Origin of the sequence: Vibrio sp. 10N.261.46.E11, assembly GCF_041472735.1 — a bacterium.
GTDB lineage: Bacteria > Pseudomonadota > Gammaproteobacteria > Enterobacterales > Vibrionaceae > Vibrio.
Genome location: NZ_JBFRQW010000041.1, coordinates 18,156 through 30,934 on the forward strand (window position 1 = coordinate 18,156; position 12,779 = coordinate 30,934).

General features: G+C 44.8%; 12 protein-coding genes. 8 read left to right on the top strand and 4 right to left on the bottom strand.

From position 1 onward, the window contains the following. The first annotated feature begins 258 nt into the window (after window positions 1–258). The 3 genes from secD (at window position 259) to rlmJ (ending at window position 4,117) form a co-directional block, all read left to right on the top strand. On the top strand, window positions 259–2,064 hold the full coding sequence (gene secD / locus AB4407_RS13635; protein ID WP_372120941.1) for a protein translocase subunit SecD: 1,806 nt from the start codon (window positions 259–261) through the stop codon (window positions 2,062–2,064). A gap of 2 nt (window positions 2,065–2,066) precedes the next feature. Then, window positions 2,067–3,020, top strand: coding sequence for a protein translocase subunit SecF (gene secF / locus AB4407_RS13640; RefSeq protein ID WP_372120942.1), 954 nt, complete (start codon window positions 2,067–2,069; stop codon window positions 3,018–3,020). A 230-nt stretch (window positions 3,021–3,250) separates the two neighbouring features. Then, window positions 3,251–4,117 carry a 23S rRNA (adenine(2030)-N(6))-methyltransferase RlmJ gene (rlmJ, locus tag AB4407_RS13645; RefSeq protein WP_372120943.1) on the top strand — a complete coding sequence of 289 codons (867 nt, stop codon included), beginning with the start codon at window positions 3,251–3,253 and terminating at the stop codon, window positions 4,115–4,117. A 268-nt stretch (window positions 4,118–4,385) separates the two neighbouring features. On the opposite strand, the gene AB4407_RS13650 is transcribed toward rlmJ, so the two are convergent. From AB4407_RS13650 to AB4407_RS13665, 4 genes are all read right to left on the bottom strand, one after another. After that, complete coding sequence (locus tag AB4407_RS13650; RefSeq protein ID WP_372120944.1) at window positions 4,386–5,207, bottom strand: HNH endonuclease; 822 nt, start codon at window positions 5,205–5,207, stop codon at window positions 4,386–4,388. 207 nt (window positions 5,208–5,414) lie between these two features. Further along, window positions 5,415–6,503, bottom strand: a complete 1,089-nt coding sequence (locus tag AB4407_RS13655; protein ID WP_372120945.1) for an alkene reductase — start codon at window positions 6,501–6,503, stop codon at window positions 5,415–5,417. 52 nt (window positions 6,504–6,555) lie between these two features. Continuing rightward, window positions 6,556–7,764 carry an MFS transporter gene (locus AB4407_RS13660; protein WP_372120982.1) on the bottom strand — a complete coding sequence of 403 codons (1,209 nt, stop codon included), beginning with the start codon at window positions 7,762–7,764 and terminating at the stop codon, window positions 6,556–6,558. A 124-nt stretch (window positions 7,765–7,888) separates the two neighbouring features. Then, window positions 7,889–8,572 carry an SDR family oxidoreductase gene (locus AB4407_RS13665; protein WP_372120946.1) on the bottom strand — a complete coding sequence of 228 codons (684 nt, stop codon included), beginning with the start codon at window positions 8,570–8,572 and terminating at the stop codon, window positions 7,889–7,891. A 179-nt stretch (window positions 8,573–8,751) separates the two neighbouring features. On the opposite strand from AB4407_RS13665, the gene AB4407_RS13670 reads away from it, so the two are divergent. From AB4407_RS13670 to AB4407_RS13690, 5 genes are all read left to right on the top strand, one after another. After that, complete coding sequence (locus tag AB4407_RS13670; protein WP_372120947.1) at window positions 8,752–9,687, top strand: LysR family transcriptional regulator; 936 nt, start codon at window positions 8,752–8,754, stop codon at window positions 9,685–9,687. Between the two features lie 206 nt (window positions 9,688–9,893). Beyond that, window positions 9,894–10,568 carry a response regulator transcription factor gene (locus AB4407_RS13675; protein ID WP_372120948.1) on the top strand — a complete coding sequence of 225 codons (675 nt, stop codon included), beginning with the start codon at window positions 9,894–9,896 and terminating at the stop codon, window positions 10,566–10,568. Continuing rightward, window positions 10,552–11,838 (top strand): sensor histidine kinase, encoded by a 1,287-nt coding sequence (locus AB4407_RS13680; protein ID WP_372120949.1) that lies wholly within the window; start codon window positions 10,552–10,554, stop codon window positions 11,836–11,838. The genes AB4407_RS13675 and AB4407_RS13680 overlap by 17 nt, the downstream gene beginning before the upstream one ends. A 157-nt stretch (window positions 11,839–11,995) precedes the next feature. Continuing rightward, window positions 11,996–12,286 (top strand): hypothetical protein, encoded by a 291-nt coding sequence (locus AB4407_RS13685; RefSeq protein WP_372120950.1) that lies wholly within the window; start codon window positions 11,996–11,998, stop codon window positions 12,284–12,286. 5 nt (window positions 12,287–12,291) lie between these two features. Then, window positions 12,292–12,657: a hypothetical protein gene (locus tag AB4407_RS13690; protein WP_372120951.1), complete on the top strand. Its 366-nt coding sequence runs from the start codon at window positions 12,292–12,294 to the stop codon at window positions 12,655–12,657. Window positions 12,658–12,779: the final 122 nt, after the last annotated feature.

Consider the following 12,779-nt stretch of genomic DNA (forward strand, 5'->3'; position numbering starts at 1 on the left):
TTGGTCGGTTCGATGGTCGCCTCGTGCCCGTTGAACTCGCCAATTAACCCAATATAGCGACACACAATTATTAGCCTCACTATCGTTCAATCAGCTTGTTCTGGTTGTGACTAGTTGTCGTTCGTGTTCGCAAAACATTAGTTATACCAATCGCAGTAAATAACGGGCCATCCTAGCTGGTTAAAACGCTCGATCACTGCTTTTTTCTGGTGCTATTTTTGAGCACGTGTCTACGGTGATTGGTAAAAAGAAGAGATCTTGACTGTGAAAAAACGCATTCCAAGAAAACAAATTAACCACTACTCAAAGTGGAAATACGTGGTGCTTATTGCCACCATCATCATCATGATTCTAAGCGCTTTACCTTCTTGGTTTGGCGAAGATGCCTCGGTTCAAATCAGTAACCGTTCTGAGCAGACGATCGACGCTACTCAAGTGACTCAATATCTTGCTAGCGAAGGCATTCAAGCCAAATCAGCCTTTCAAAAAGACAAACGTTTAGTGGTCATCTTAGAAGACGCCGAGCAACAAGCGAAAGCCAAAGAAGTGCTTAATGAGCGCTTCCTCGACAACGCGACGGTTGCGCTTGCTATGGAGCCTGCAGCACCTAAATGGCTGACTGACATGGGCTTTGCACCGATTCAGTTAGGTCTTGATTTACGTGGTGGTGTGCAGTTCTTATTAGAAGTGGACATGGAACCGGTTTACCACGCACAAGCACAAGCGCAAGCGATGGTCGATGAGGTGACCAGTCAGGTGCGTTACGCACGCGGTAAAGTGGTCAACAACCAAGTTCAGTTTGATTTCCGTACCGACGCCGATTTCGAAAAAGCACAAAAGCTGATTCGTGAAGAGTTCCCACATTGGCTACGTGATCGTTCAGATAAGTCACTGACGTTAACTCAGTCTGAAGAAGAGCAAAGAACGCTACGCAACCTAACCGTTCAACAAAACCTGCAAATCATGCGCAGCCGTATTGAAGAATTAGGCATCACAGAAGCATCGATTCAACGCCAAGGTGAAAGCCGTATTCGTATTGAATTGCCAGGTGTTCAAGACCCTGCAGCAGCAAAAGACGTGATTGGTGCAACCGCATCTTTGGCGTTCTACTCTGTTTACGACAATGCAACTCGCAATACTCAAACGCTAAAAGATACAGATGGCAATCGTGTCGTTGTCGCTCGCAAAGCAGTACTGAGCGGTGAACACATTATTGATGCTCGTAGTGGCATTGGTGAGATGGGCAGCGCAGAAGTAAACATTACCCTAGATTCTTCTGGTGGTAAGAAAATGTCTGAGTTTTCACGTCATAACATCGGTAAGCCAATGGCAACCGTGTACAGCGAATACAGTCGTGATAGAGCGGGCAACAGCAAGCAAGACAGTGAAGTGATTAGTGTGGCAAACATTCAGTCTCAATTGGGCAGCCGTTTCAGAATTACTGGTGCTGGCAGCTTGGCTGAAGCGCAAGAGCTTGCGTTACTGCTGCGTGCGGGTTCATTGACTGCGCCAGTGACCATCATTGAAGAACGTACCATTGGCCCATCTTTGGGGGCTGAAAACGTAACTAACGGCTTTGCTGCTCTTGCGCTTGGCCTTGGCCTTACGCTAACGTTTATGGCGCTATGGTACCGTCGCCTTGGTTGGGTCGCGAACTGTGCATTGGTGGTTAACATGACCACATTGTTTGGCTTGATTGCCTTGTTACCAGGTGCAGTCTTAACTCTGCCAGGTATTGCAGGCTTGGTACTGACCGTCGGTATGGCGGTGGATACTAACGTGCTTATCTTCGAACGTATTCGAGACAAGATGAAAGAGGGACGCAGCTTTGCTAGCTCTATCGACCGTGGTTTCGATAGCGCCTTCTCGTCAATTTTCGATGCTAACGTCACCACCATGATCGTTGCTGTGGCTCTATACACCATAGGTAATGGTCCGATTCAGGGCTTCGCTCTGACACTGGGCTTAGGTCTTCTGACCAGTATGTTCACAGGCATTTTTGCTTCACGAGCGATCATCAATTTGGTTTGGGGGCGTGACCAACGCCACGATGTAAGGATTTAAGCATGAGTACTTCAAAAATGATTAATTCAAACAGCAATATTGCAGACCGCTATATTACAGACAGCAATATGACTCGCCTTCGTAAGGTGATGTCTGTGATTTCCATTGTGCTGTTCATGAGCTCTGTGATGCTGGTGGCAGTGAAAGGTTTTAACTGGGGCTTGGACTTTACTGGCGGTGTAGTTGCTGAAGTTCAACTCTCTGATCAAGTAACCAAAGATGCGTTAAAAACCAAACTTGATACGGCTTTCCAACAAGATGTGCAAGTGGTTGGTATGGCAGAACAGGATCGCTGGACAATTCGTTACAGCCAACTGACAGACGCGCCACAGCCAAACTTAGTGGATGCTTTGTCATCGGTGAGTGACCAAGTAAAAGTGCTCAACAGCAGCGTGGTTGGCCCTCAGGTAGGTCAAGACATGGTTGACCAAGGTGGCTTGGCGGTATTGGTGTGTTTCCTAATGATCATGCTGTACCTGAGTGTACGTTTTGAATGGCGCTTGGCACTGGGTGCTCTTGCCGCGATCATCTATGACGTAACGCTTATCTTAGGTTTGTTCGCTTTTACTCAATTTGAGTTCAACCTGACTGTATTAGCGGCTGTGCTAGCGATTCTCGGTTATTCATTGAATGACTCGATCATCATTGCCGACCGTGTTCGTGAAATGCTTCGTGGGAATCCAAACGGTGATACTGACAACCTGCTTAACGAATCAGTTAAAGCGACCTTCTCACGCACCATGGTGACATCAGGAACGACGCTAATTACCGTATCAGCGCTTTGGCTACTGGGTGGCGCTGCGCTGCAAGGTTTCGCTATTGCACTCGTTGTGGGTATTGTTAGCGGTACGTGGTCCTCCATTTCAGTAGGCATCACCCTACCTAAGTTACTTGGATTGCAGCCTTGTCACTATCAAGTGAAAGCGCCAGTAGAAGTTGAGGGTGAGTACCCTTAGTTTCCTGATTGCTTAAGTTTTCTAATTAGATAGCGCTCAGCCTTAGTCCTCATTGACTAACGAGTGAGTTCAGCAAAGCCTTTCGTTTGTAGCAAGACGAAGGGCTTTATTTTTTTATAAGAGTCAGTTAGTTAAAAGAGAGGCTATTTCAAAAAAACAATGGATTGAGCAGGCACGCCCTCATCATATGAAGTATGTTTATATGACGTCAGTAGAAATGAGGCAAGGGAATGGAATATCGACATCAATGTCATGTAGGCGACCATGGTGATGCACTGAAGCATCCAGTATTGAGTGCACTTGTTCAGTCATTAATGCAGCAGCATTCACGCCTCAACGTTATCGACACGCATTCAGGTACAGGGTGTTATGACCTAACCACCGCACCAAGCAATCACGCAGGTGAGTTTGCCGAAGGGGTCGGGTACTTGTGGCGCAATAAGGCTTACCTTCCTCCGGCATTCGCTTCTTTTATGTCGGTACTGGAATACTACAATCCGAATCAACTTATCTCTTTGTATCCGGGTTCTGCCGCCATCACTTACCAACAAGGCCGCAGCCAAGATAGTTTCTATTTTTCAGACATTCAGCAAGATGAAGCTGATTTACTGCAAACTAATATTGAGAAGTTACAACGTGACCTTGATATTTCAAGCAAGCTCACTATTACCGCAGGTGATGGGCTCAAAGCGCTGCCTGATGATGTGGCAAAGCACGATAATCATCACCTGATTGTTATCGATCCTCCCTATGAAACCGATTCTGAATATCTCGCGGTGATTGATGCCTTGGTTAAGGCGTATCAGCAGTCTGAGAAGGTATCTGCCTTGATTTGGTACCCACTTTATACGGATGACAAGAGCTCACTGATTCTGAATCACTGTGTTACTGCTGTGAAAGATGGTTTGCTGCCAAGTCCGATTAAGTCGGAGCTTCGCCTTCGAGACCCTAAGGATGATGATCGCCTAATCGGCAGTGGTTTGTTGTTATTTAACCCACCACAAGGCATTTCAGGAATAGTCGCAGATACGCTTGATTATTTACACAGCCAACTCTCGACCAATGGTGAAGGCTACTGGCAAATGAGAAGCCTATAGATCTGATTTTTATGGGTTTTATGATGATTTTCGAGATGTAGATCGCTAAATTATTTCAATCTGTATGGTTTAAATTGACCAAACTCTAACTTTTATCGATTGATTTATCGCGATGAATCATATAAAAATAGTACATCAATGCGCACAGGTGCATACTGGCTCATAAGTTAAATAATTACCCAAATTAATATCAGATTGTGGTTTACCCCCTAAACTGCATAAGGCTCGCACTAGTCACGCGAGCCTTTCTTTTGCCTGTCGAAAATATTTACAACAGATTCTCTTCAATTTTTAGTGCTTTCTCGATGAGTTTCGCATTGAAATCTGCAGCTTCCACAGAGTAATGTGCTTTACGATGGCAAGTCGGACAGAGTGCAATTACATTCTCAGGGCAATCAGCTCCACCATCAGCTAACCGTGTCAGGTGATGTACTTCTAGGTAAGGACCTGACTTGGTCTCAAAAGGCGAGGGCACACCACAACCTTCACAAAGCCCATTTGCTCGTTTCTTTGCGTAAAGCTTGATTGCTTCACTGCGATACTTCACATGCGTGAGTTGTTCTTTAGGGTCAGCTTTAAGTGGCGTTGAAGCTAACGCAATGTCTCGTAATTGCTTCAGAGACTTACTTTTAGTCGGCTTAGTAAGGTATGAAACTTTCGGAGATTGAATGATGTTTCCGATACTTTGAGGGACGATATCTAAATGGAAAACTATTGCATCACGGAGTTGATCGTTCTTGTCTGGGCGCTGTTCGATGTGATGACAGATGTAGTTGCAAACACCGACGAATCTTACGAAGCCAGTTGAGACTGATTCGAATAAGAGAATCTCTTTGAGGTTGTTTTGGTGCTCAAAGATGGCCAAGTTTCCTTTAACCATTTGCATATCACCTTCTTGCCCTTCTCCTGTATATCGGAAAGTGCCGTCTGCACTAAAACCATCAGAGTAGCCAAATTCTTCACCAGCATCGCTAGTGAAGATAAACACATATGGGTGAGCAGCCGGCGTCGCGATACCGCCATATTGCTGACCTTTGTAATGACCGTGTATATCTGCACGTCGATTGTAAACCTGTCCTACATTGAACAATGGAGAGTCCTCATTTATCCGTTTAAACCGGAATTATTATTGATATTTCTATAATTTAATTTTTGTGTAAAGTTCAAATATAACAGTGGTTTAAGTGAAAATGTGCAATTGGGTTTTCGAGTGTAAAAAGGTATCGGCTCGGTCACGTTTCTAGACAATTAAGCCTGCAGTACTCTGCAGGCTTGAAGTTTGTTTATTGCTTTACCACTACAACGCTGGATAATCGGTGTAGCCTTTTTCGTTGCCGCCGAATAGGGTGGCGCCGTCGAGATCGGATAGTTCGTTGCCGTTTTGTAGGCGTGATACGAGATCTGGGTTAGCTACGAATGGGCGACCAAATGCGACAAGGTCAGCGTAGCCTTTGCTTAATACTTCTTCGGCGCGTTTTGGTGTGTAACTGCCAGCGACGATGATGGTATTGGAAAACAGTTCTCTTAGTTCGACACGGAAGCTTTCAGGTATCACAGGTGCGTCATCCCAATCGGCTTCTGAAAGGTGTAAATAAGCGATGTCACGCGCTTGTAATGCCTTCGAAGCTTCTAGAATCGTTGGCACGATGTCTGGGCAGTTCATGTCTTTGAAGGTGATGAACGGAGCTAAACGCACGCCCACTTTATCGGCACCAATCGCTTCAATCACAGCATCCACGACTTCAATTAGAAAGCGAAGTCGGTTCGCGCGGCTGCCGCCATAGTTGTCGGTGCGCTTGTTTGAGTTGGTTCTTAAAAATTGATCGATAAGGTAGCCATTGCCGCCGTGGATCTCGACGCCATTGAACCCTGCCTCGACCGCTTTCTTCGCTGAGTTAGCAAAATCTTGAACCACACGATCGATATCGGCTTGTGTCATTTCTCTTGGTTGAATGCAATCCACCATGTTGCCGTTTCCATTCTCATCAGAAATCCAAACTTGAGTTTCTACTGGAGCCAAAGCTGACGGTGCAATCGGCAATTCGCCCTTTTGAAAAGTAGGATGAGACACGCGACCGACATGCCATAACTGGCAGAATATTGCGGCACCTTGTTCTTTTGCAGCTGTGGTTACTGATTTCCAACCTTCGATTTGTGCATCTGTATAAACGCCGGGTGTGAATGAGTAGCCTTGAGAGTCATCCGAAATTTGCGTTGCTTCGGTGATGATGAGCCCTGCACTTGCTCGTTGTTGGTAATAGGTTGCCATCATGTTGTTTGGCACGTTTCCAGGTTGGCTTGTACGAGCGCGTGTCATGGGGGCCATAACCACACGGTTTTGTAGTTCTAGATCTTTGAGTTCTGCTGTTTCGAATAATTTGCTCATGGTATTTACCTTGTATCGGTCATGTATTGATTGATTTAGCGTGCGGTGGTCACTATTTCGATTCCGCAGGGCTGAAGATAGAGTCGTTTTGTGGCCTTTCAGCTCGGTTGGCTTTTGCAATAAGCAACAAACCAATCACTGGGACAACAACGGCTGCGAATGGAATCATTCCTGCGCCTAGTTGGCTGTCGAGTACCATGCCGCCAAGGAAACCACCGAAAGCATTGGCTAAGTTAAAGGCTGAGATGTTCGCGGTTGCTGCTAGTTCTTGGCCTTCGCCACCGTGATTCATTACTCGAAGCTGCATAGCAGGAACGTTCGCAAATGATGCAATACCAAAAACAAATGCAGCGGCAACGAATAGGATTTTGTTGTCTACAACAAGGCCTACCACTACTAATGAAACGATCATCGCGATAGCCCAAAACATCGATGCTTTGCCTAAATCTTTGTCAGAAGAGCGTCCGCCCAAGGTGTTACCGATGATTAAGCCGACACCAACAATCACTAAGATCCAAGTTACTGATTCTTGACCGTAACCTGTGATGTGCATGGCGATAGGCGCAAGGTAGCCGTAAAGCGTCATGAAGCCAGACCAAGCAAAAGCGGTGATCGCCAAGCTGATGAGAAGCATTGGATTTTTGAATGCCAGCAGCTGAGTTTTGATGTCTTTCGCTTCGCTGTGACCTGAAGATTTTATTGACGTTAAGATTGAAATCATCGCAATCGCGCCAAGTGCTGCCACGGTAAAGAAGGTAGTGTGCCAACCGAATTGCAAGCTAACCCAAGTACCAGCTGGAACCCCAAGAACATTAGCGAGCGTTAAGCCTGCGAACATTTGACCAACGGCGCGACCTGCCATTTTTTCAGACACTAGATTGGTCGCTACTACAGCGCCGATACCATAGAAAGGACCTTGTACCAAGCCTGCGATAATACGGCTTGCCAGCAATAATGGGTAGCTTGGCGCTAAGGCCGACAATACGTTACCGATGATGAACAGTGCCATTAACCCAATCAGCACCATCTTCTTGTTAAAGCGAGCAAGGTAGATGGTTAAGATTGGCCCGCCGATAACGATAGCTAGCGCATACGCACTGATTAAGCAGCCCGCTTGACCTTCGGTGATCGAAAGGGATATGGCAATTTGTGGAAGAATGCCTGCGATAACAAACTCAGCGGTGCCAATCGCAAAAGCCGCGAGTGTCAGTATCCAAACTTGGAATGGCATCTTTTCTTTATGGATAGTTTCTTTATGGATCGCTTCTGATTTCATAGTGAAGTACCTGTGTTAATTCTTGTTTGTTAGGACGTTTACATACACGCCCTAACGATTGTTCTTTGCTTCTTTGCTTCTTTGCTTCTTTGCTTCTTTGCGAGGTGTTTTAGCCGAGTAGAGCACCGCCATCGATGTCGATGATTGACCCCGTTACGTATGGGTTGTTAATCGCGAATAGATAGCCCATTGCGATATCTCCAGCCTCTCCGACTTTGCCTGCCGGTAGGCTGTTTTTCGCGTTGTCGTACATGGTTGAGCGAGCTGAATCGTCCATGTTTTTGTAAGCCTCGGTCATCGTAAGGCCGGGGCTGACCGCGTTGACTCGAATCGGTGATAGCTCTTTGGCAAGCACCTTAGTTACACTTTCTAGCGCGGCATTAATCGCGGTTTTTACGTAAGTACCAGCAACCACTTTGCGTGACAGCATGCCCGTGGTTAGCGTGATTGAGCCGTTTGGAGTCATGTAACGTGCGGCGTGCTTGGCTACGTTTAAGCTTCCCCAAAACTTGGTATCAAATGCTGCTTTTGCGTCTGCGATAGCAACGTCTGTCACTTTTCCTGCGGGAGCGTATGACCCCGCGGTTATCACCAAGTGATCAAATGCACCGATCGATTCGAAGTATTCACAAACCGATTTCTCATTGCTGATATCAACGCCAGTGTGTCGGCTGGCAATGTGTACTGTGTTGTCTTCGTTTCTCAATTGCATTGCTAATGCTTTGCCGATACCTGATGTGCCACCAATGATGACGAAAGTGTGCTTTTCTTGGTTTGTAAGTTCGTTTTTCATGTTTTGAATTCCTGCGTGTTCTGCTGATGGTTGTCATTATATTTATTCGACTAAATTTGATAATTGGTTAAAATACAAATTCATTATTCGGTTTTTATGAATAATGAGGGCGGCGATAAGGTTGAGTGGTAAGACGAGCGATCAGTAAGACAAAAGAGCAAAAGGCGAAAGGCGAAAGAATGGATAAGTTTTCAGACATGGCGATGTTCGTCAGTATTGTGAAGCATCATGGTTTAGCGGCCGCTGGGCGCGAACTGGGTTTATCACCAGCGACCATGACGGCAAGGCTGCAGGCGCTTGAAGAACGATATGGTGTGAAGTTATTGAATCGAAGCACTCGACATGTTTCGTTGACCGATTCTGGGGAGCTGTACTACAAGGCGTGTCTTGAGATATTAGATAATGTCAGTGAGGCTGAAAACCTGATTCAAAATGGCGTCAAAGAAGTTAAAGGCTCACTAAAGATTGCTGCGCCAAAAGACATCGGCAAACAGTACATTCTTCCTATTTTGACGGAGTTTTGTCAGCAGTACCCCGACGTTATCCCCTACCTATATTTGAACGATAAACTATCGAATATCGCCGAATCAGGCATGGACATCGTGATCCGTTACGGCGAGTTGGTGGACAGCAGTTTGATATCCAGACGTTTATCTCCGAGTCGTCGTGTATTGTGTGCGTCCCCAGAATATCTCGCCAAACACGGGACGCCAATCAAGCCTCAAGATTTGGTTGATCATGCTTGTCTGGCGATGCTGCGCAGCAATGAAGAACTTAAGACATGGCACTTTCAAGATCATGATATGAAGAAGGCTGTGACGGTTGTGCCGAAGCGCTTTTCGGACGATGGCGAAGTGATTCGTTATTGGGCGTTACAAGGCGAGGGGATTGCGTTGAAGTCGGTACTCGATGTGCAAGATGACATCAATAACCAACGCCTTGTGACGCTACTTAATGGCTACATGAAGAACTTCAACACCTCGACTTCAGTATCGAGCGCCGACTTGAATGTGGTGTATATCAGCAAGAAATATCAGCCGAAACGTATTCGGCTGTTTTTGGATTTTCTGTTTGAGAATTTTAATGACTTGGTCGAGAAATCAGGCAGAGATTAATTATTGTTAATCTATTGAAAATGAAACCTCAATGACGATAGATCTATAGTGCCTTTGAAGCTTTATTGATCAAATAAACTTTATTACCGAATTGCAGTTTACCCCCTAAGTTGCATCTGGCTCGCATTAGTCACGCGAGCCTTTCTTTTTTTTGGCGATAAGTGTTTGGTTTACGATAATATTTATCTCCGATAAAGGGGGAAGTAGTGAAAATACTAATTATCGAAGATGACACCACCACAAGAGAATTTGTGGCCAAAGGTCTTGAAGAACATGGTTATGCGGTCGACCAAGCAGAAGATGGCAAAAAAGGCTTAATGATGGCGTTAAGCTCCGAGTATCAACTGGTGATTCTTGATCGCATGTTACCGTATTTGGATGGAATGAAAGTTCTCTCAGCAATCAAAGCGACAGAAGAAAATTTACCGGTATTAATTTTGAGTGCTATGGACAGCGTGGAAGAGCGCGTGAATGGCCTTCAAGCAGGAAGTGATGATTATCTGATCAAGCCTTTTGCTCTGGCTGAGCTTGTCGCAAGGGTTGATATCATTATCAATCGAACTAAACGTCAAAGTTCTAGCGATAACGGCCTCGCGTACGATTGCCTAAAAATAGATTTACGAGCACACCGTGTGATGTGCATGAATCAAGAACTTCAGCTTCAGCCTAAAGAATTTCAACTGATTCAGTATTTCGTTGAGCACAGTGAGCAAGTTGTTTCAAGAATGCGCTTGTTTGAGGCTATTTGGAGCTACCACTTTGACCCAAAAACCAATGTCATTGATGTTCATGTCGCCAATTTAAGAAGGAAGCTTGAAGAAGCAGGTTGCCCTGATTTGCTTCATACAGTGAGAGGGGCAGGTTATGTCCTTCGTCGATGATTACTCCCTTACTCGCTCCTCTGTATTTAAGACTCTAGTCGGTTTGTTTGTGCTGGTGACAGTGATTAATGTCATCGTGATTAGGCAGGTATACAAAGACTCAGATGCGTTCCATCGGGCGCAGCTCGTTCGACAACTGCAAGATGAATCATCCGAATTCAGCTATGCAGCCAATCAAAGTAAAGAGGATGTTGAAAGGTTACTTGCGGTAAAGCAAACGTCTGACACCAATTTTTACTATCGCCTTTCTGAGCGAACAAGCCCTTTACTAACCACGTCTTATCCTGTTGTTTCTCTTATGTCTGAAACCGCCAACATTAGCATTGGAGATACGCATCGCTTGGTGATTGGTATTGATAGACAGGCGGTAGAAGAGTATCGAAAAACTCTGATCCCGATTGTATTTTCGGGCATCGTGCTGCCTATTGCAGTTATGCTGATCGCGGCTCTGTTTTTTACGGTTCTGATCTTAAAGCGTTTAGAAAGAGTCAACCAAGCGATGAATCGAGTGCTGTGTGGTGAAAAAAGCGTAAAAATCCCTGTTTCTAAACAAGATGATGAATTTGATATTTTGGCTATTCACCTCAACTTCATGATTGAGCAAATGGCTAAAAATGAAGAGTCATTGAAGTCGTTAACGGTGGGAATGGCTCACGATATGCGCACTCCTATGGCTCGGCTAAAGTTACGCTTAGAAGAGGTATTATCGGATTCTACATTGACCGACGAACATCAAAATCAATTCTCTGCTTGTCATGATGAGTTGGAACTCATTCTATCCCTATTCAATAGCATGTTAGAGATCACCAAGCTAAATAGCGGGCAAACCTTGATCGCCACAGAGCGCGTAGACCTAGGAAAAATAGCTCAAGATGCGATTGAATTTATCAGCCCTATTGCTGAAATGAAGCAACAGAGTTTGGTTTGTCGGCTAGACCAAGAGTGCGAAGTATTGGGGGATAAAAGTCTACTGTTTAGGGCTGTCTTCAACTTGGTTGAAAATGCAGTGAAATACACACCGGAAAAGGGCGAAATTGAAGTGGTGGTTGATTACTTTGGTGTCACGGTGGCAGACAACGGTATCGGGATATCAGACAAAGATAAGATGAATGTATGTCGGCCTATGTTCCGTGCTGATAAAAGTAGAACGGAATTTGGCAACGGCCTTGGCTTGTCTTTGGTTGATGCCGTAGTAAAGCGTCACCACGCTCACCTTATCTTAAGAGACAATATCCCAGGGTTAAGAGCGCGCCTCTATTTTGAACGTTAACCTTAGTGGACGTTTTTAGGCAGAACAACACCTTAATCCTTATAAGCCGGATTAAGGAATAAAAGTCATTCTGCCTACAAAAATAGCCAATATGAACAATTACTTACTAAGTGGCAAACAGTATAATGCACAAAAGTTACTAACAGAGGAGCCGTATATGTCGGCGTCACTTATATCTAGTGCTGTAGAGCAGATTTACGGGCAGATATCTGGCAAACAGAAAGCAAATGAGTGGTACAAACTACTTGTTCCAGAACTTCATGAAGCACTTGAACGAGGTACTCCTTTATCAAACCCTCAACTAAACAAGTTAGTAGAGGCAATAGCCAATCTTGCTCCTGTTGGGGCTAAGCGCAATAATTTTAAAAGGCGTTACATGGAAGATCGCGAGTCAATGTTATCATTGCCGAGAGACCCAAATAGCATAATGTATGGATATTGGTGGTAACGATAATGAAACGTGCATTTTTAAGTCTCTACATAGCTATAACATCACTTGTTGTATTGCGTGCACTGATCAATGGTCAAGATTTGATTAACTACTTTGATTTTACAAGTCTGTCCTTAGTGTTTGTCCCATGTATTCTGGTTTTCTTAGTAACAAAGAAACAGCAACACTGTTTCAAATACGTGATGTTAACATCTATTTTTACCGGTTTTTTGGGACTGGTTCTAGGAGTAATACTAACGTTTTCAAATGGCTATTTTGATGTAGAAGGAACCTTAATGGGGCTTAGTGTAGCTCTGTTGCCAATGCTTTATGCTCTAATTTTAAGTCTTTTGATCTTCCCTCTTCACTTAGTCTCAAACGACAAATAAACACAAGCCCATGCCGATGTGGGCTTGATTGTCTAGGCGTATAATGCATGACATGTAACTTCCCCTTCCCAGATGTTGCCATACTTATGTGGTAGTTAATTGCGCCGCTAAAGACCAAAGTA

Bases quoted from the DNA above. Each gene is read 5' to 3' on its own strand.
- AB4407_RS13690 (WP_372120951.1), top strand. From the start codon at position 12,292: ATGAAACGTGCATTTTTAAGTCTCTACATAGCTATAACATCACTTGTT.
- AB4407_RS13685 (WP_372120950.1), top strand. From the start codon at position 11,996: ATGTCGGCGTCACTTATATCTAGTGCTGTAGAGCAGATTTACGGGCAG.
- rlmJ (WP_372120943.1), top strand. From the start codon at position 3,251: ATGGAATATCGACATCAATGTCATGTAGGCGACCATGGTGATGCACTG.
- AB4407_RS13665 (WP_372120946.1), bottom strand. From the start codon at position 8,572: ATGAAAAACGAACTTACAAACCAAGAAAAGCACACTTTCGTCATCATT.
- AB4407_RS13655 (WP_372120945.1), bottom strand. From the start codon at position 6,503: ATGAGCAAATTATTCGAAACAGCAGAACTCAAAGATCTAGAACTACAA.
- secF (WP_372120942.1), top strand. From the start codon at position 2,067: ATGAGTACTTCAAAAATGATTAATTCAAACAGCAATATTGCAGACCGC.
- AB4407_RS13670 (WP_372120947.1), top strand. From the start codon at position 8,752: ATGGATAAGTTTTCAGACATGGCGATGTTCGTCAGTATTGTGAAGCAT.
- AB4407_RS13680 (WP_372120949.1), top strand. From the start codon at position 10,552: ATGTCCTTCGTCGATGATTACTCCCTTACTCGCTCCTCTGTATTTAAG.